Source organism: Paenibacillus sp. SAFN-054 (assembly GCF_051966755.1).
In the GTDB taxonomy this organism is placed as follows: domain Bacteria; phylum Bacillota; class Bacilli; order Paenibacillales; family Paenibacillaceae; genus Paenibacillus_AQ.
Map to the genome: position 1 here is coordinate 59,317 of NZ_JBQCKS010000001.1, position 18,468 is coordinate 77,784.

At 54.3% G+C, this 18,468-nt stretch carries 14 protein-coding genes; 11 read left to right on the top strand and 3 right to left on the bottom strand.

Annotated elements, in window-relative coordinates:
• Nucleotides 1-51: 51 nt before the first annotated feature.
• The 8 genes from ACTHPM_RS00335 (at nt 52) to ACTHPM_RS00370 (ending at nt 8,926) form a co-directional block, all read left to right on the top strand.
• Nucleotides 52-1,347, top strand: coding sequence for a DNA polymerase IV (locus ACTHPM_RS00335; protein WP_440393216.1), 1,296 nt, complete (start codon nt 52-54; stop codon nt 1,345-1,347).
• A 105-nt stretch (nt 1,348-1,452) separates the two neighbouring features.
• Nucleotides 1,453-1,701, top strand: a complete 249-nt coding sequence (locus ACTHPM_RS00340; protein WP_440393217.1) for a ferredoxin — start codon at nt 1,453-1,455, stop codon at nt 1,699-1,701.
• A gap of 242 nt (nt 1,702-1,943) precedes the next feature.
• On the top strand, nt 1,944-3,311 hold the full coding sequence (locus ACTHPM_RS00345; RefSeq protein ID WP_440393218.1) for a L,D-transpeptidase: 1,368 nt from the start codon (nt 1,944-1,946) through the stop codon (nt 3,309-3,311).
• 322 nt (nt 3,312-3,633) lie between these two features.
• Nucleotides 3,634-4,728 (top strand): quinone-dependent dihydroorotate dehydrogenase, encoded by a 1,095-nt coding sequence (locus ACTHPM_RS00350; RefSeq protein ID WP_440393219.1) that lies wholly within the window; start codon nt 3,634-3,636, stop codon nt 4,726-4,728.
• Nucleotides 4,729-4,753: 25 nt separating this feature from the next.
• Nucleotides 4,754-5,575: a GTP pyrophosphokinase gene (locus tag ACTHPM_RS00355; RefSeq protein WP_440393220.1), complete on the top strand. Its 822-nt coding sequence runs from the start codon at nt 4,754-4,756 to the stop codon at nt 5,573-5,575.
• A 162-nt stretch (nt 5,576-5,737) separates the two neighbouring features.
• Nucleotides 5,738-7,285, top strand: coding sequence for an RsmF rRNA methyltransferase first C-terminal domain-containing protein (locus tag ACTHPM_RS00360; RefSeq protein ID WP_440395304.1), 1,548 nt, complete (start codon nt 5,738-5,740; stop codon nt 7,283-7,285).
• Nucleotides 7,282-8,034: a pseudouridine synthase gene (locus ACTHPM_RS00365; RefSeq protein ID WP_440393221.1), complete on the top strand. Its 753-nt coding sequence runs from the start codon at nt 7,282-7,284 to the stop codon at nt 8,032-8,034. Before ACTHPM_RS00360 ends, ACTHPM_RS00365 begins: the two co-directional genes overlap by 4 nt.
• A gap of 91 nt (nt 8,035-8,125) precedes the next feature.
• On the top strand, nt 8,126-8,926 hold the full coding sequence (locus ACTHPM_RS00370; RefSeq protein ID WP_440395305.1) for a Cof-type HAD-IIB family hydrolase: 801 nt from the start codon (nt 8,126-8,128) through the stop codon (nt 8,924-8,926).
• Between the two features lie 80 nt (nt 8,927-9,006).
• Here ACTHPM_RS00370 and ACTHPM_RS00375 read toward each other — a convergent pair whose 3' ends face one another.
• Nucleotides 9,007-10,368 carry an RsmF rRNA methyltransferase first C-terminal domain-containing protein gene (locus ACTHPM_RS00375; RefSeq protein WP_440393222.1) on the bottom strand — a complete coding sequence of 454 codons (1,362 nt, stop codon included), beginning with the start codon at nt 10,366-10,368 and terminating at the stop codon, nt 9,007-9,009.
• A 98-nt stretch (nt 10,369-10,466) separates the two neighbouring features.
• On the bottom strand, nt 10,467-11,618 hold the full coding sequence (locus ACTHPM_RS00380) for a GGDEF domain-containing protein (protein WP_440393223.1): 1,152 nt from the start codon (nt 11,616-11,618) through the stop codon (nt 10,467-10,469).
• A gap of 115 nt (nt 11,619-11,733) precedes the next feature.
• Between ACTHPM_RS00380 and ACTHPM_RS00385 the strand changes: the two genes are divergently transcribed.
• From ACTHPM_RS00385 to ACTHPM_RS00395, 3 genes are read left to right on the top strand one after another with little or no spacing between them, the layout of a single operon-like run.
• Nucleotides 11,734-12,858 (top strand): glycosyltransferase family 4 protein, encoded by a 1,125-nt coding sequence (locus ACTHPM_RS00385; protein ID WP_440393224.1) that lies wholly within the window; start codon nt 11,734-11,736, stop codon nt 12,856-12,858.
• 12 nt (nt 12,859-12,870) lie between these two features.
• On the top strand, nt 12,871-14,190 hold the full coding sequence (locus ACTHPM_RS00390) for a metallophosphoesterase family protein (RefSeq protein ID WP_440393225.1): 1,320 nt from the start codon (nt 12,871-12,873) through the stop codon (nt 14,188-14,190).
• Nucleotides 14,180-17,359: an AAA family ATPase gene (locus ACTHPM_RS00395; RefSeq protein ID WP_440393226.1), complete on the top strand. Its 3,180-nt coding sequence runs from the start codon at nt 14,180-14,182 to the stop codon at nt 17,357-17,359. The genes ACTHPM_RS00390 and ACTHPM_RS00395 overlap by 11 nt, the downstream gene beginning before the upstream one ends.
• Here the strand turns inward: ACTHPM_RS00395 and ACTHPM_RS00400 are convergent.
• Entirely contained in the window at nt 17,346-18,374 is a 1,029-nt protein-coding gene (locus ACTHPM_RS00400) for a YkvI family membrane protein (RefSeq protein ID WP_440393227.1), read from the bottom strand. The genes ACTHPM_RS00395 and ACTHPM_RS00400 overlap by 14 nt on opposite strands.
• Between the last annotated feature and the right edge of the window lie 94 nt (nt 18,375-18,468).

The following is an 18,468-nucleotide window of genomic DNA, read 5'->3' on the forward strand; positions in this document are numbered from 1 at the left end:
CCGTGAACGTTATGCTGGAGATAACGAAAGTAGTGAAGGTGAGAAGGACTCATGAAGAGTGACGTTGACGCTTATTATCCACCGAACGGTAGAGTCATTTTGCATGTGGATATGAATGCTTTCTACTGTTCGGTCCATGAGGCGGAAGAGCCGGAGAAATACAGCGGAAAGCCAACGGCGGTTGCCGGAAGCATCGAGCTGCGCAAAGGCATTATCGTAACCTGCTCTTATGCCGCAAGGCAGCGGGGAATATCCACCGGCATGCACGTGAACCGGGCGCTGAAGCTGTGCCCGGACCTGATAATCATTCAGCCCGATTTCCATTTATACCGCAAGTACTCGAACGCATTCATGAAAATAGCCTATTCCTATACGCCGTTGATGCAGGCGACTTCCATTGACGAATGTTATCTCGACATTACCGGATCAAGGCAGTTCGGTACGCCGCAGTCCATCGCCGAGGAGATCCAGCGCAGAATCGGCGAAGAGCTTGCCCTGCCCTGCTCAGTCGGTATCGCCCCGAACAAGCTGCTGGCCAAAATGGCCTCGGATATGAAAAAGCCGCGGGGAATTTCGATACTTCGCATTCGGGATGTTCCCCGCATTTTGTGGGAGAAGCCGTGCGGTGAGCTTTTCGGCATCGGCGGAAAGACAGCCGAGAAGCTGCGAAAGCTCGGGATCTATACGATCGGGCAACTGGCGAGGACGGAAGAGGAGACGCTGATTCGGGCTTTTGGCGTGGTTGGAGCCTGGATGAAGCAGGCGGCCAACGGAATCGATCATTCGCCCGTGCTCGAGGAGCGCGAGCAGAACAAATCCATCGGTCATACGACGACGCTTCCGACCGATATTCAGGCCCGCGAGGACGTGAACCGGGTGCTGCTGAATATCAGCGACCAGGTTGCAAGAAGGCTGCGGCGGCAGGAGCTCGTGGCGGGCGGGGTACAGATCACGATTCGCACGCCGGACATGAAGACGATCACCCGCAGCCGGGCCTTGACGACGCCTACAGATATCGCGGGCGATATCTACGATGAGGCGCGCCGCCTGTATGCGGAGCATTGGAGCTGGGAGAAGCCGGTGAGACTACTCGGCATCACGCTGCAAAGTTTGACGCCGAAGAACGAGTCGGCCATCCAGCTTGACCTGTTCGAATATGAAAAACAGCCGAAAAAGGAGTCCTTGACCCAGACCATGGATATGCTTCGCAACAAATTCGGAGAAAATGCGGTCGTGACCGCAGGCATGCTGGGCGATGATCCATCTGTGCTGCTGCGCAATCACAAGGTAAGGGGAACTTCGCTTCAGATGGATTTCGTGAATAAAGAGGAGCTGGATCTCCCTTGAGTGATTTTTGTCACAGGTTATTCGGATGGAATGCGTTACGATTAGACTTGCGGCCGTTTCAGGGCCGATGAATACTCGTTACTTGCAATAGGGGGTAAAAGCACAATGGCAAAATACTGCTGGGTTGATAAGGATACATGCATTTCCTGCGGGGCATGTGGGGCTACGGCACCGGATATATACGATTATGACGAGGAAGGGCTCGCGGAAGTGGTATACGGCGGGGACGGCAACCAGGGCGTCACAGAAATTCCGGAAGACATGTACGACGATCTTCAGGACGCAGCGGACGGCTGTCCGACCGATTCCATCCAGATCGCGGATGAACCTTTTAAAGTCGCGGTCGAACAATAGAGTATGGCATAAAAACATCCTTGCATCGGGATAGGCCCGATGGAGGATGTTTTTTTATGCTCCTTCAGCCGATATATATAGAAAATAAACATTTATATCACATGAACCAAAGCAAATTTTAGGCATGCATTACCTGGATTACACTTTGTCTTTCTTTAATTCAATTTAACTAAGCGATGGAGGAACCCGTGGGAAACTCTCATTATCTTAAAAAATACGTACAGATGCACCCGGATAATAAAATGGGATGGTATCTGCTGGGCAAGGAATACGAAAAAAACGGGCAGCACGGCAAAGCGAACTACTGCTTCAATCAATCCGGCGGCGTGTTCGAGGCGTTTGAAACGAGCAAAATGCCGTCCGATATATGGCAGGAATACGAGAACAAGCTGCTCCAGCAGGCAGCGGAAAAAGACCGCCGCGCGCTGCGGATCCGCCGCACGCTTGTCGTCATGCTGCTCATGCTGCTTGCCTTGATTCCTTCCGTAGACGCGCCGGGCCTTGGCATGGTCGCGGAGAAGGAGCAGATAAGCGATCCGCCTGAAAAAGAAACAGCCGAAGTGAAACCGCAGAATACAGATCAGGACGATCGCCATGCAGCTGCCGACATTCAGGCTGTGTTCACCGCAGCGCAGGAAGGCAGCCTTGGAGGCGGAAATCCGCAGATCGAACCGGGTCCTTTTACCCATCCAGAACGTCTGAGAAAGAAGCTGGCCGTGCTGGAGATGAGAAAAAAGGGGAACTGGTTGATATGGGGCCGCAAGCTTCCGCTAGGTTATACCCTGAAAAATAACGGACCCGGCGCCTTAGCCTATCAATCGTACCATTCCAAAACATGCAATTGTCAGCCGCCGGATGGAGATCAGCTGGCAGGAGCGGCATATCAATGGACGGGAGAACAAGAAGAGCAGGCGCTGCTGTCTAGTGCCATTCAAGCGTATAAGAACAACACAGGGAGTTTACCCGGTAAACTCGAAGACCTGCTGCGGCCATTCCCTGGAAACTGGATATCAGGGACGACGGATGGCATGCGGGAAGCCTTTCAGCCGCTCCTGCAGCGAGCGAAAATAGCAAAGGGTGAGGAGCCTTCGGCTTCGGCCAAGGGTGGCAGCGACGGCGAGAATGGAAAAGGACCGTTTGCAAGCACCTGGGGAAATAAGCCGTTTTTCGAAGAGCCGCTGAAAATCATCGTGGATACAAGCCATCACCGGCTGGCTGTCGTCAGCGGGCGCGTGATTTTACGGAATTATAAGGTAGGGCTTGGCGGTACACGTACTCCGGAGGGCCGCTATGTGATTACGGATAAGGTGATGAATCCGAACGGCCGATCGGATGGGGAGTTCGGCAGCAGGGGAATGCAGCTGTCCGGCACGAATTATGCGATACACGGGACGAATGATCCGTCCAGCATCGGGGCAGATGAATCGCAGGGCTGCGTGCGGATGAGCAGGGCGGACGTGGAGGAATTGTTCGATCTGGTTCCGATGGGAACCCCGGTCATCATAAGCAAAGGGGGATTGCCTGAAGATGTGCTCGTTCCGGAGGAAAGATTCCATACGGAGCGGGAACAGGATCAGACAAACCCCCGGAAAACGTACCACTGGCTGTAATCAGGTGTTAAAGATAATCAGCACAACAATCAGCAGAATGAGAAGCAATAAACTGAGGCCGGACCAAAAAATCGCCTTTCTGTTCACTTCTTCCTTTTTTTGCTGAAGTGTCGGAGGCTTGCGCTTGGCTGCCATAGAGTTCAACCCTCTTTCTATCAAATTCAGTGGACACCCTCATTGTAATGGGTTTAACCCTAAATTACCAGTTGGACAAGGGAAGCCGGGGGGAATACATACAGGCTAAAAAACTTTTCTTTTATCCCGGAAAAGGATAAACTTATGGATAGAGAACACAACTGTGGATGGAGAGGAAGAGTAGCTGGTGCTGTACCGAAATGTGGGAAAACCAATTTTTTTTAAGATGGACCCGGAAAAGGCTCACCATTTGGTGATCGGAGGTTTACATACAGCAGGTTCCCTGCCCGGAGGACCCGGCATGCTGCGAAGCATGTACGGGGTGAGTGAAACGCAGGATCTCGCAGTCGATTTGTTCGGACTTCATTTTCCGACGCCGGTGGGACTCGCGGCCGGACTGGATAAGAATGCGGCTGCGGTTGAAGGCTTCTCTTCGATCGGCTTCGGGTTCATGGAGGTCGGGACCGTAACGCCGAAAGGGCAGCCGGGCAACGATCAGCCCCGCCTGTTCAGGCTGCCTCCCGATGAAGCATTGTTAAACCGGATGGGCTTCAACAACGAAGGCGCCGAAGCGATGGCGCAAAAGCTGTCGAAGCTGAAGGCCCGTCCCGTCCCCGTTGCCGTTAACATCGGGAAAAACAAAATAACGCCGAATGAAGAGGCCTATAAGGACTATCAGGAGTGCATTCGCACGCTGTATCCTTACGGGGACTTTTTCGTCGTGAATATCAGTTCGCCGAATACGCCGGATTTACGGAATCTGCAGTATGGCAGCGAGCTTTCCTCGCTGATCGCGCATATTATGGAAGAGATGCACCGGCAGGCACAGAGCTTCGGCCAGTCCAAGCCGATTCTCGTGAAAATCGCTCCGGACGTAAGCGACGAGGAGCTGGAGATGATGGTGGAAGCACTCGCCGTCAGCGGGATTTCAGGTATCATCGCCACGAATACGACGATCGGAAGGGACGGTTTGACCCATCCGAACAAGAAAGAGACAGGCGGAATCAGCGGCAAACCGCTTCGGGCACGCTCCACGGAGGTTATTTCCCGTGTTTACAAACAGACGGGCGGCAGGCTGCCGATCATTGGCTCCGGAGGGATATTTACGGCCGAGGATGCTTACGAGAAGATTCGTGCCGGAGCAAGTCTGGTTGAAATTTATACAGCACTAATATATGAAGGGCCCGAAGTGAACCGACGGCTGCATGCCGGTCTCAGGGAGCTTCTGCGCCGTGACGGATTATCGCATATTTCCGAAGCCGTAGGAGCTGCCCATCGCTAAAGGGAGATAGACAGGAGGCATGTGAATGGACGGCAGGGATTGGGGATTGTTTTTACTACCGTATGAGCAAACCGTTGAAGAACTTAAAGTCAAATTCAAGACCATGCGTGCGGAACTGAAAAAACGCGAAGAATACGCGCCGATCGAATTTGTGACGGGCCGCGTTAAACGGATATCCAGCATTTTGGAGAAGGCCAAGCGTTTGAACGTGCCGATGGATCAGCTGGAGACCGGAATCGAGGACATCGCAGGCATCCGCATCATGTGCCAGTTTGTGGAGGATATCCGGCGTGTGGCCGAATATATCCGCAAGCGTAAAGACCTGAAACTCTTATACGAAAAAGACTATATTACAAACTACAAGGAAAGCGGCTACCGCAGTTTCCACATGATCGTCGAATACCCGGTGCAGACCGCGCTCGGGCAGAAGCAGGTACTCGCCGAAATCCAGATCCGGACGCTGGCGATGAACTTCTGGGCAACGATCGAGCATTCCTTGAGCTACAAATACCGGGAGAGCCTTCCGGAAGAAATGCGCAGACGACTGCAGAAGGCCGCCGAAGCCGCCGCCGTTCTCGATAACGAGATGTCCAGCATCCGCGAAGAAATTTTGGTGGCGCAGAAAAAGTTTGAAGACGATTCGAACGTGACTTCCCGCGTGCTCACCTTAATCCATCAGCTGTATTTCTACAACCTTGTCAACGAGGCGATCGCGTACCAGGAACGGTTCAACCGGATCTGGGTCAATCAGGGCGCGGAAAGGGACATGGAGGAGATGAAGGAGCTGCTGGAGGATGTGCAGAAGCTCATGAAGGCTTACCGGAAAGAGGATTCGCAGGAGGACTAAAAGGTATACCGTTTAACGAATCCGCAATCACACAGCATTTGCAGCCTGCAGGTCTTTAGGGACCGCAGGCTGTTTTCTTGCATGACCCGCGTGCTTTGTCGCCAAATATGTTAAAATGGGACGGATTCACTTTAACCAAGACAGAACAGGATGATGAATGACATGGCACTGCAGCTGCCCGCCGCTTTTGAGGAGCGGATGAAGTCGATTTTGCAGGATCAATACGACCGCTTTATCGCATCATATGACCAGGATCCTTACAGTGGGATCAGAGTCAATACACTGAAGATTTCCGTGGAAGACCTGCTTGCGATAAGCTCTTGGCGGCTTAAGCCGATTCCATGGTGCCCCACGGGATTCTATACGGAAACAGGCGATAGACCGGGTAAGCATCCTTTTTATCATGCCGGTCTCTATTATATACAAGAACCCAGCGCCATGGCGCCGGTAGAGCTTCTGGACGTACAGCCGGGTGAGCATGTGCTGGATCTCTGCGCCGCCCCGGGTGGAAAGTCGACGCAAATCGCAGCCAAGCTTCAAGGTCAGGGCTTGCTGATCAGCAATGATCTGAATTCGGAGCGCACGAAGGCGCTGGCCAAAAATTTAGAGCTGTACGGCGTCCGTAACGGTATCGTTCTGCAGGAACATCCCGACCGGATCGCCGGCAAGTTTCCTGCTTTCTTCGATAAAATACTTGTCGATGCTCCTTGTTCGGGGGAGGGCATGTTCCGTAAAGACGAGGATATGGTGCGGCAGTGGGACGACCAGTCGCCTGCCAAATATGCCGCCATGCAGCGCGATATCCTGAAAACGGCGGCGGTCATGCTGAAGCCGGGCGGGCGCATGGTCTACTCCACCTGTACTTTTTCTCCTGAAGAAAATGAAGCGATCATTGCCGAGTTTCTGGCGGAGCATGAGCATTTTCATGTGCAGGCTCCGGCTCAAGAAGGACTTTTCGCCCAAGGTGAATGGGAGTGGCTCCAGAGCCATGATGGACAGGCGCATGCTATCCCGGCAGCTATCCGTGAGCAAACGAAGCATACCGCTCGCCTATGGCCCCATTTAATTAAAGGAGAGGGTCATTTTCTTGCGGTACTCCAGCACGGGACTTGCAAGGAAGAGCCCAAGGTCCTGGCGATCCGAACTTCATCCGATACAGCTGGAACGGAGCGCCTTCGAAGTAAGGAACAGGCACGGCCTGAACGAGGCCGCAGCAGCGGCAAGAAGGGAAAGGCACCCGCTAAAACAGCCTCTGCCCATCAGGCCGATCCGCTTGATGCCTACGAGCAGTTTATCAAGAGCCATATGAGCTTCACGCCGGAAGGCAGCACTATTGTGTATGGCCAGCATATTTACCAATCACCGCTGTCTTCCAGTGCGCTGGACGGTCTCAAAGTGGTGCGTCCCGGCTGGTATGTCGGAGATGCCAAGAATGGACGTTTCGTGCCGGCGCATCCGCTGGCTACGGCGCTGAAGGCGCACGAGTTCTGTCGCGTGCTGTCTTTGTCATCCGCAAACGGCGAAGCGGTACGTTATTTAAAGGGCGAAACGCTAGACGTGGATTCGGGCCGTATCGTTTGCTCGGACGGAGCGGGGGCAAAAGGATACGTACTTATTTGCATTGATGGATATTCGGCAGGGTTCGGCAAATGGCAGGACGGATTGTTGAAAAACGAATACCCGGCAGGGTGGAGGTGGACCTCGATATGAGCGGAAAAGGGAGAGCGACCCTGAGACTGGACAAGGTGCTGACCCACATGGGGCTCGGCAGCCGAAGCGAAATCAAGAAATACGTTAAACAAGGATTAATTACCGTGGGCGGTGTCCGGGTGAAGGACAGCGGAATGCATGTCCATCCGGAAACGGACGAGATTGTTCTGGACGGGGAAAAGGTCGTGTATAAGGAGTTTATTTACGTGATGCTGCACAAACCTCCGGGTGTGGTATCGGCTACCGAGGATCATCGCGACCGCACCGTCCTGGACCTGCTGGCTCCCGATCTGCTGGCTTTCGAGCCTTTTCCTGTCGGCCGGCTGGACAAAGATACGGAAGGGCTGCTGCTGCTTACCAATGACGGCAAGCTCGCGCATGAGCTCCTCTCCCCGAAACGGCATGTACCCAAAACGTATACGGCGCTCGTGTCCGGGGATGTAAACGAGGAGGATGTGAGGCGGTTTGCCGAGGGGGTCACGCTGGACGACGGCTATGTCACCCTGCCGGGAGAACTGGTGGTTCTGCACCAGGAGGAGCAAGCAGGCGAGGTGCTTTCGCGGATCGAACTGACGATTCATGAAGGAAAGTTCCATCAGGTCAAACGGATGTTTCAAGCTGTCGGCAAGAAGGTCGTATATTTGAAAAGGCTCCGTATGGGCAGCCTGAATCTGGATGAGGCTTTACCGCTTGGCGATTACCGTGAATTGACGGCGGACGAGCTGGCACGGCTGAGAACGGGCGAATAAACTTGTTGGTTCTATCCGGCAAGGAAAACGGAAATGGCAGCAACATACTGTAGAATAATCATGAGAATAGACATAAAGGATGGATGGAGAAGTGAAGTATAAGCTGATAGCGCTCGATGTAGACGGAACCCTGCTGAATGACAACCATGAATTGAGCGAACAAACAAAGAAAACAATCCAGGAAGTATCCCGAAGCGGGGCGGAGATCGTGCTCTGCACCGGGAGAGGGCCGCAAAATTCCATCCCTTTCATGGAGCAAATCGGATTGACGGGCTATGTGATCAGCCATAACGGAGCGGCAACGGTGGATGTCGTCACCAAGGAAGTCGTGCATCAATTTGCAATGGATACGAAGGCACTGCTGCCTTACATGGATTATTTCCGCAAGCAGCGCGTTCATTTTGACGTGAATACCGCTTTTCATATGTATGTGGATAACGTGGAAGGTATGGCTGTCGAGGTTCGCAGCATGTATGAGAATTTTTTGATGCTGCCGGTCAACCTGCCTCCGCTGGAGGAATTCACGGAACCCGTCGTCAAAGTGACTGCGTTTGACCATGCGGATATTCTGGACAAGGTGCATGAAGAGATTGGCAAGTGGACGCCGGAATTCAATATTTTGCGAAGCGGCGAGTATTTTGTGGACCTGATGCATCCGGACGCTTCGAAAGGCAACGCGCTCAAGCAGCTGGCCGAGCGCCGCGGCGTTAGGCAGGACGAGATTCTTGCGATCGGAAATTACTACAATGATATCACGATGTTAACCTTTGCAGGTTTAGGGATCGCGATGGACAATTCCCCGCTTGAGGTAAAGGCGGCAGCGGATGCACTTACATTATCCAACAATGAGGACGGGGTGCATGCAGCGCTCTTAAAATATTGCTTGTCCTAAAGCCAAATTCAACCTCAATCATTGATCTAAAAAAAGGGTGCCCGGTCGGCATAAGACCGGGCACCCTTTTTGGTCGTCATTCAGAATTGGCGGAGTCCCTTGGGGATATGGTTCTTTAATTGGCCGCCGCTTGCTTTGCCCCATCCCAAAGGCAGGCCATTCACTGTGACAAGCGCCCACCCGCGAAGCGAAGGATCCACGGGCAGCGTTTCGCCGCGCAGGAATGCCTCTACCTGGGGATCCTCTGCCGTAAGCTGGACCGAATGCTTGGCTTGCTCGGGTGCCAGCGCCATGGCGAGGGCATGAGCGGGCTCGATGCGGTTTTTCTTGATATGGGCAAGGTGAAGGCCGGCTCGTGGAATTTTGAGTCTACTGAGCGGCAGTGGTTCATCTGTAGGAAGCAGGTACAGAGACTCGCCGAACAGGACCGGAGTGCCGGTCGGCAGGCGGTATCCGGGGAGTTCCTCATCCGCCCACGCGGCAACATCGCTCAGCGCAGCCTGCTCGGCGCTGCCCTTCCCTTTATCCGGCATTTTACGGGAGCGCTTCTTGCCGCTCGCCGAATTGGAATTTGAACGGGAATTGAATTCAGACTCGTTCTTCTTCAGCAGCGCCACGAAATGTCCCTCTCCGGCTTCGAGATGAGGCCATAATCTTTTCATTTCGATGATTTCCATGTCCGGGTAAGCCTCGACGAACTGCTCCATCATCCCTTCATTTTCCTGCAAGTTGAAGGTGCAGGTCGAATACGCGAGCATCCCTCCGGGCTTCAGCATCACATAGGCGTGATCCAGAATATCACGCTGCCTCGAGGCGCACATGTCTACCATGGATGGAGACCATTCCGCAAGCGCCTTGGGGTCTTTGCGGAACATGCCTTCGCCGGAGCAAGGCGCGTCGAGCATGATCCGGTCGAAGGTCTCCGGGAAGCGCCCGGACAGCTCATCCGGTGCAGCGCTTGTTACAAGCGCGTTCGATATGCCCATTCTTTCCACGTTCTCAGCCAGGATTTTAGCGCGTTCAGGGTGAATTTCATTGGATATGAGCAGCCCTTGGCCGTTCATTTTGGAGGCAATGTGGGTGCTCTTACCGCCTGGCGCAGCTGCCAGGTCCAAGATGGTCTCACCCGGCTGCGGATCCAGCAGCTCTACCGCCGACATGGCCGACGGTTCCTGGATGTAATAGAGCCCGGCCTGATGGTAAGGATGTTTACCGGGTCTAAGGTTTTCTGCGTAATAATAGCCGCTTGGGCACCATGGCACGGGCTTTAGTCCGAATAGGGATATCACCTTTTCCTTTAGCTCAGGCGTCGCCTTCAGCTCGTTAAAGCGGAGACCCTGCGTACGAGGCTGATCATAACTGTGCAAGAAAGCGGGAAGATCCCCGCCGAGAATCGGTTTCATTTGTTCAATATATGTGGAAGGCAGCGTCTCTTTGCCCATGGTTCAGACTCCTTTGTCAATCATGTATGTTAGGGAATAGGCACTCCCTCAAGTAAGTATTTGTATGGAAATACGACTTATGTATGGGTTCCTGCGGGTTATGCTCCGGTCTCTGCTGCTTCTTTTCTGGACGGTGTCGTCCGGTAAGGGGAAACTTTATTTTTGCCTGTCGTTTTGGACTTGTACATGGCCTGGTCGGCTTGGGACACCAGCTCCTCTGCCGTGACGTTCTTGCGCAAGGAGCTATATCCTACACTTAGAGTGACGATGGATTCCTCCGCTACCCGAGCCCTGATGCGCTCTGCAATTTGCGCGACCTTGGCCCGTTTGTCCACGATCAGCGCCACCAGTTCCTCTCCGCCGAAACGGCCGCTAAGGCCAAACTCGGATACTTCTTCATCGATAATGGCGGCCACCTGCTTGAGTACCAGATCGGCACGGTGATGGCCTTGGGTGTCGTTCAGCTTTTTGAAGTTGTCGATATCGCAAAATATCATCGATACCTTTACCCCTTGGTTCACATAACGGTGAAGCTGTTTGGTGAAATAGCGCCGGTTGTACAAATTCGTCAAGCCATCCGTAATGGAGGAGCGGTAGATCGACTGCATCAGCTCGACAATCCGCTCAAACAGGATAAGAAATACAATCGTATAGTAAGCCAGCGGAAGCCAGATCAGCAGACCGCTCGTCCAGGTTTCGTGAACATCGGCATATCGTGCAAGCATTCCGGTCGCGGCATAGACAAAGTACACGGTCATTCCGGCTGAATATTTGAATCGCTGCCCGATTCGCGGAGTGATGAAGATGGCGCCTAAGAGCAGGATGCCCAATCGGTACACATCCCAATAAAGCGGTTGCCAGGTTGTTCCAGCGAGCGGAAGGAAAACGGACATGACCGGAACCGCGAACAGCAGCACCAAAACGGCAAGAATCGTATAAGATGCCTTGTTCATGCGCCTGTAAAGCTGATAAACCGAGAGATTCAGGAGCAGAAACGAGAAAATGTGCATGGATTGGGCCCAGCCGTATCCACTGCCTGGGTTCCGGTTTGGCGAAAAGGCGAAATGGATGTTCAGACTCTCATATGTCATAATGAAAAGAAAGGCAGCAACCATCGATAAATAGGCTTTTTTTCGCTGCTTGCTGTACATAATGAGGCACATCAGGCTCATCATGAGTATGATGTACAGACTGCATGCTGACGCGATCCCCGCCAGGGTGGCGGAAAAGGACCCAGGTATGTAAGGCATAATCATATATCGGCTCCCGAAAATGGTTTTCCTTTACTGAAACATATGTTCCAATATATCATATTTCCTAAGATCCTGAAACGAAAAGAGAATACGGAAAGGGGCGTTTTTCCCCATGAGATTACTGCAAGCACTCTTCTTTCCACCGGAACAGCCGGGTGGTGTATCTTCGATGATTCCCTATATGCAGGAGCGGTTCCAATCATCGAGATGGGATATGGAAATGTTCTGGCTGCCTAAGCGCATCCGCAACAAAGGCCATGAAGAAATCCGCTTTGAAACCTTCGACTGGACGGAGTATGGGGACAGCCCCACGGTTCAGAAATATATTCAGACCTACAGGGACTACTTATGGTGGACGAAGCTTCGCATTCAGAAGCCTTACGACTTGATCCATGCCCATCATCCGATTGCCGGGCTTGCGATGAAACAGGCTTTTCCTGAGGTGCCTCTGATCCAGACCATCCACTCCAGCTACGAAAAGGAGCTGATCCTCAACGGGAAAATTGATGTCGGCGGCCCCGAGCACCGCTTTCTCGTGTCCCTGTACCGTGAACTGGAGCGGCGAAGCGAGAAGATGCTGACGGTGTCGAAGTCATTCGCCGATTATCTGGGAGCCTACGTGGACCAGCCGGAGAACATCGTGGTTACGCCGAACGGATTCGACGAAAAACGGTTTAAGCCCGTTCCCCATGAAAATGAGGTTCCCCAGCTGATTACCGTATGCCGGCTCGTGCCCGCCAAGGGTCTCGACATTCTGCTCAAAGCCTGCGCGGAGCTGAAAAAAAGCAATCTGGATTACGTGCTCCATATTATTGGCGATGGTCCCTACCGCACGGAGCTTGAGACGCTGGCCAAACAGCTCGGCATCTATAACGAAACGATTTTTTACGGCTATACCCTCCACCCGGAAGAGTTCATGCCCTTCTTTGACATTTTTGTGCTCCCGTCCCGGGCGGAAGCCTTCGGCTCCGTCTTTGCCGAGGCAGCGCTCAGCTGTCTTGCGCTGGTAGGAACGGATGTCGGCGGCATCTCCGAGCAAATCGAGGATGGGGTCAACGGCCTGCTGGTGCCGCCGGAGGACTATATGGCGCTCAGCGAGGCATTGGAGAAGGTCATTACCGACCCTCTTTACCGCTACGATTTGGCGCGCACCGCGTGGGACAAAGCGAAGAGCCACTACTCGCTCACCTATGCGGTCAATGAACTCAAGAAATTATACTTACAATATTCTTCATGAGAGAGGGATGGAATGGTTCCTTTTAAGTTCATTCATACGGCGGATCTCCATCTCGACAGCCAGTTCAAGGGAATTAGCGGGCTGTCGGAGGGCATCCGCTCCTTTTTGCGTGAATCCACATTTGCTTCACTGGACCGGCTGATCGAGCTGGCGGTGACCCAGGAGGCGGATTTTATCGTCATCAGCGGCGATGTTTATGATGCACAGGATTCATCCCTGCAGGCTCAGCTGCGCTTTCAGGAAGCATTGGACCGGCTGGGTGAGCACGGCATTGGAGTATATGTCATCCATGGAAATCACGATCCCCTGGACAGTCCGCGCATGAAAACCGAGAAAAAAGCGCATGTGCATGTGTTCGGCCCTCATTTTGAACGGGTGACTGCACTGCGAAGGCGAGATGGTAAACCGGCTGCTGTCATCGGCGGCATTTCTTATCCGACCTCGAAAGTCATTGAAAATACATCGCTGCGGTTTCAAAGGGACAAGGACTCGGACTTGTTCCATATTGCGCTTCTGCATGCAAATGTGGAAGGGGACCCGGCACATGAAACCTATTCTCCGTGTACCTTGCAGGATTTGTCCGGTTCGGGCTATGACTATTGGGCACTGGGGCATATCCACACCAGAAGACGGCTGCAGGAATCTCCGGTCATCGCTTATCCGGGGAACATCCAGGGCCGGAGCATTCGTGAAACCGGTGCGAAAGGGTGCTATGTCGTTCAGGTGGATGAAGCCGGAGAAGTGAACATGAGGTTTCACGAGCTGGATACGGTTCGTTGGTTCCATGAAACGATTCCGATTGATGATTTGGATGGCGAAGAGGATTTGGCGCGGCAGGTCGACGATAAAATGGAGGCAATCCGCAGCGAATGTCCCGGCAAAATGAGCATCGTCAGATTTGTGCTGACCGGCCGCGGCCGTCTGCATGAGAAACTGGAGGAAGAACGCGCGGCGGAGGAGCTTCTGCATGAGCTGCACCGCAGGGCATTGCGTACGGCTTCCGTTCCTGACGGGTTTAAAGGACTCATCTGGGTGGAGAGCTTCGAGATCCGTTCGGGTCCGTGGCTCGACCGTGAGGCGCTGCTGCTGGAAGACAGCTTTCTGGGCGAGCTGCTGCGTTTCAGCGGGCAGGCGAAGGAAAACCCGGAGCTTAGCGATGAAATGCTGCAAGGGGCGCTGGCCCCACTCCTATCCAGCCGGGAGCTGCGAAGGCTTGTGAATGATGCGGGAGAGGAAGAACGGGCAGGCTGGCTTCATAGAGCCGAAGAGATGGCTGCGCTGCTGTTGTCTGGCCATGGAGACGTAGGGGGCGAGGGAAAGCATGAAGATTGAGCGCCTGCAGATTCACGGGTTCGGCAGGATGAAAGATACGGATATTAGGTTCGGTGCACCCCTGACTGTACTGAACGGCCCGAATGAAGCCGGCAAGAGCACGATCCTGCAGTTTGTCCGCGCCATGCTGTACGGCATTCCAAGCCGGGCGTATCCGGCAGAAAGGTACGAGCCGCCGGGAGGAGGGCGTCATGGCGGCGTCCTGACGGCGAGAGCCGCTGACGGTTCGGTCTGGACCGTTTCCAGATATGCGGCACCCGACCAGCGCATGCCCTCCGGGCGTTCGGAGCAGCTGACGATCATCAGGACAGACGAAAAGGGAACGGCCAACCCGATGTCGCAAAGCGACCTGGAAAGAGAGCTGCTGGGCGGCATGTCGAGGGATATGTTTAAGCAGCTATTTGCCGTGACTTTGACCGAGCTGCAGGAGATAAGGACGCTTCAATCCGATGAGATGGGCAGCTATTTATTCCATGCCGGGTTCGGCGGCGGCGGGGAAATCATGCGGGCGGAACGCGTGCTTTCCCAGAGGATGGACAAGCTGTACAAGCCCCGGGGCAGGGTTCAGGAAAGTGCCAAGGTGCTGCAGGCGATCGAGCGGCTGCAGCGGGAAATAGCCGAGAGCCGCTCGTATCTCTCGCAGTACATGGACGCGGAGGACAAGCTCCTTGAAGCGGAAAGAAACTTGAAGGATGCGGATCAGCGCAGGACAGACGCATCGAGGAGGCTCGTTATTCTGCGCAAAGCCGCTGAAATCCGTCCGCAATGGCTTGCCTGGCGGGAGGCGATCTCGGAACGGGATCTGCTTCCGGAGGCGGTGCCTTTTCCCGAAGAGGGACTGCAGCGCTGGCGGAAACTGCGGGATGACCAGGATCGGATACAGCTTCAGCTGCATTCGCTGGAGCGAAGAATCGAGGAAACGACAATGCAGCTGTCTCATCTCCGTACCGATGAGGAGCTGATCAGCCAAGGCCCGCTCATTGAGAAGCTGGCGGGCCGCCGCGAATATATCGAAATGAGGATGAAGGAGCAGCAGGAGCTGTTCGGGGAGGAATCGGCACTGCAGGGGCAGCTGCAGAGGCTGCTGCGGCAGATTCATGCGGAGTGGGGCGTTTCCGAGCTGAGGGACTTTTCCGGCTCCGTTCCGGAACGAGAAGCCGTGCGGCGTTATGCCTCCGGGTTCGCCGGATATGACCGCCGCATCGAGGGGCTCGCACAGGAACGGGAGCAAAAGGCCATTCAGCTTGCTTCAGCCGATGATGAGCTGAAACGGGCTGAGGCCACCTGTTCCGAACTAACGGCGGCTGGAAAGAGACGCTTTGACATGCTTCGGCCGCAAACGAAGCCCGAGCTTTTATCCGCCTGGAATGAGCTTCAATCCGCAGCCGAGCTTTGGCGGGAAACGAGGCTGGACCGGTTATCTCAAAAAGGGCTGGAAGAGCGGGAAGCCCTGATCAGCGGCAGGATGAAGGCATTGTACCGGAAGCTGCTGTGGGGAAGCGCTGCGCTTACATTGATCCTTCCTGCCTTGTTATGGACGTTTGGCTCGGCATGGGGAGCCGTATCGGTATTGCTCGTGTTGATCTTCGCCGACGGAATGCTCTGGCGGGGGAGCCTTGCATCAGGGAGCAGCCGCTCCCGAGGCCGAAGGGAGTATTCGCATGAGCCGCATACAGAAGAAGAGCGCCTATCCGCTCTAATGGCCGATTTGATCACTCATCCACTGGCGACTGCCGCTTCTGCGTCAGGTTCATTGGGCGGGAGTTTGACGCATTCCGAGGATTCGATCGAGTCTTCGCTGCGCGAGCTGCGGAAGCTTGTCGATGCCTGGCTGGCTTGGCATGACGATTTGGAGCGCTCCCGGGGGGAAGCTGGAGCGGCTAAGAGGCGTTCGGAAGCGCTCCGGCACGATCTGTCAGCTCTGACGCGCAAGATGGAGGAAGAGCATGGTATCTTCACGAAGCTGGAATCCCAGTGGCAAATGTGGCTGCAAGAACGGGGACTGGAAGCCAGCTGTTCGCCAGACGCCGTCATGGATATGTTCGGATTTGCCGAGCAGGGGATGGAGATCGTTCGGCGTATGGATGCACTCGAACGCAAGGGGCAGTTATTGTCACAGGAAATCGCCGCATTTAAAAAGGACTGCCTGTTCATCTCGATCCATGGCGAGGAGCGTGATGGCGCAGATCTGCTGATGCGGCTGGAGCTGAAGAAAAAGGAATGGGAAAGGCAGCAGGAGCTGCTGCGCCGGAGAGAGGCTGCCAGCATGAAGCTGGAGCCGCTGCAGGAGGAATTATTCGCATTAAAGGAAGAACAGGGCAGGCTGGAGCTTGCGGCGAAGCATCTATTGGCCGAAGGCCAGTCGGTGGATGGAGAGGCATTTCTGCGGACTGGAACGTCCATGGAACGCAGAAAAGAGCTGGACCGCAGCATCAGGCAGCTGGAGATCGGCATGTTCAGCGGATGGTCAGGCGAATCAGAGCGGAGTCTGCGGGAGACACTCGAGCAGTATGATGCCGCAGCATTGGATGAGGCATGCCGGAGTGCCGAGCAGCGTCAGGTGAAGGCTGACAAAGAATGGAACGAGCTGCAGCAGCTGCGGGGCAGATGGCTGCAGGAAAGGGACCATCTCGTGAAGCTGTGTGCGCATGACACCGCGCTTCAGCAGCTTGAGGAGCAGAAGGCGCTGCTCAAAGGAATTGCCGGAGAGTATGCGGTGCTGGCCATCTGCGCCGAAATGATTGGAAGAACGCGCAGCGTTTACGAACAGGAAAAGCAGCCGGAGGTGCTGAAGCTTGCCTCCTCGTATTTCAAAGCACTGACTGGGGGGAGCTACAGCCGGATCGTCATGAAGCTCGGGGAGAAGAAGCTGCTCGCTGAGCACCGCGAGGCGGGGCTGCTTGACAGCTCGCTGCTGAGCCGGGGAACAGCGGAGCAGCTTTATCTCGCGATGCGCTTCGCTTTTGCCGGCAGCATGAATGGCAGGGCGTCCGTTCCCCTGCTGCTGGATGATCTGTTCGTGAATTTCGATGAGGAGCGCTTGTGCAGCGCGCTGGATCTCGCCGGGAATTTGTCTGCCGACCGTCAGGTCATTATGTTTACATGCCACCGCTACATGGTCGATCATGCTGTAGCCCGCATACCTCACGCTGAAATTATTCGGATTTAAGCATGAGCTTTACCGACCAAATGATAGCCAGGCAGCCGAAAAGCGGGTACAGAACGGACAGCAGCGAGCTGAACCCGAATTGGCTGAGCAAAAAGCAGATAAACATGACCCCGACGGAAATGAGCTTTGGAGATAACGGGAGATGCTGCTGGAGTTGAAGCGTAATTCCATAGATGTCGGCGACGAACGTACTGAATATTTCCATAAATATGAGAACGACATATATGATTTGAATCGCAGCGCCGAGATGATTCGCAATGCTGCCCATCGGGATTTCGTATTGTCGGATGCCTGGCATGTGCGCTGAAATGGCAATATGGGCGGAGAGGAGCATCAGCCCGACGCCGACGCCTCCCGCGATGCCTCCCCATTTTACCGCTTTGGCGCTTTCCGTCTTGCTACCCAGAGGGACGAGCACCGCTTGAGCCATGACCAGGTTAAATGAGGTATAAATCAAGGGCGAGAGCCAGACCGCCACCATGTTGTGTTCCGTTGGCAAGCTGAGGAAGCGGTCTGCGGTCGGAAGCTTGAGGGTATTCAGCACAATCACCGCGGACAGGGTCAGCATAATGGGCACGACGATGCTGTTGATGTGCAGAATGGCGTTCATGCCTCTTTTCAGCAGGAGATAGGTTCCGATAACGGTGAGCAGCAGCCCGGTCTGATAGTGAAGGTTCAGATGCTCCATGAAAACCGAGCCCGCTCCGGCGAGCATGACGCTGTTGACTCCGATCAGGATAAGCAGCATCACGATGCTGATCACGGCTCCGGCTTTGGGGCCAAAGAGATGCTTGTTTAAATCTTCATAGGATCTGGCCGAGATGCGGCGCGACATCAGCATCATTTTCGTCCCGAGCCAGATGAACAGGGCGGTGGCCGCCATGATGGTGAGCGCCCCCCATTTGCCGTATTGGGTAAAAAACTGGATAATCTCCTGGCCTGTCGCAAAGCCCGCTCCGACAATCGTTCCGATGTATGTAAAAGCGATTTGAAAGATACGAACCCCGTTTTTCATTATGATCCTCCCTGCTTTAAAGCGGCACTATTGTGTCCTTCGCTTAGTACAGGTTATGATGGGGACAGGAAGGACATGACTCAACATGTCCGAA

Excerpts from the sequence above, each read along its gene's own strand:
- ACTHPM_RS00380 (WP_440393223.1), bottom strand. The coding sequence starts at position 11,618 with ATGCCTTACATACCTGGGTCCTTTTCCGCCACCCTGGCGGGGATCGCG.
- ACTHPM_RS00360 (WP_440395304.1), top strand. The coding sequence starts at position 5,738 with ATGGCACTGCAGCTGCCCGCCGCTTTTGAGGAGCGGATGAAGTCGATT.
- ACTHPM_RS00365 (WP_440393221.1), top strand. The coding sequence starts at position 7,282 with ATGAGCGGAAAAGGGAGAGCGACCCTGAGACTGGACAAGGTGCTGACC.
- ACTHPM_RS00335 (WP_440393216.1), top strand. The coding sequence starts at position 52 with ATGAAGAGTGACGTTGACGCTTATTATCCACCGAACGGTAGAGTCATT.
- ACTHPM_RS00395 (WP_440393226.1), top strand. The coding sequence starts at position 14,180 with ATGAAGATTGAGCGCCTGCAGATTCACGGGTTCGGCAGGATGAAAGAT.
- ACTHPM_RS00385 (WP_440393224.1), top strand. The coding sequence starts at position 11,734 with ATGAGATTACTGCAAGCACTCTTCTTTCCACCGGAACAGCCGGGTGGT.
- ACTHPM_RS00355 (WP_440393220.1), top strand. The coding sequence starts at position 4,754 with ATGGACGGCAGGGATTGGGGATTGTTTTTACTACCGTATGAGCAAACC.
- ACTHPM_RS00390 (WP_440393225.1), top strand. The coding sequence starts at position 12,871 with ATGGTTCCTTTTAAGTTCATTCATACGGCGGATCTCCATCTCGACAGC.
- ACTHPM_RS00375 (WP_440393222.1), bottom strand. The coding sequence starts at position 10,368 with ATGGGCAAAGAGACGCTGCCTTCCACATATATTGAACAAATGAAACCG.
- ACTHPM_RS00340 (WP_440393217.1), top strand. The coding sequence starts at position 1,453 with ATGGCAAAATACTGCTGGGTTGATAAGGATACATGCATTTCCTGCGGG.
- ACTHPM_RS00345 (WP_440393218.1), top strand. The coding sequence starts at position 1,944 with ATGGGATGGTATCTGCTGGGCAAGGAATACGAAAAAAACGGGCAGCAC.
- ACTHPM_RS00400 (WP_440393227.1), bottom strand. The coding sequence starts at position 18,374 with ATGAAAAACGGGGTTCGTATCTTTCAAATCGCTTTTACATACATCGGA.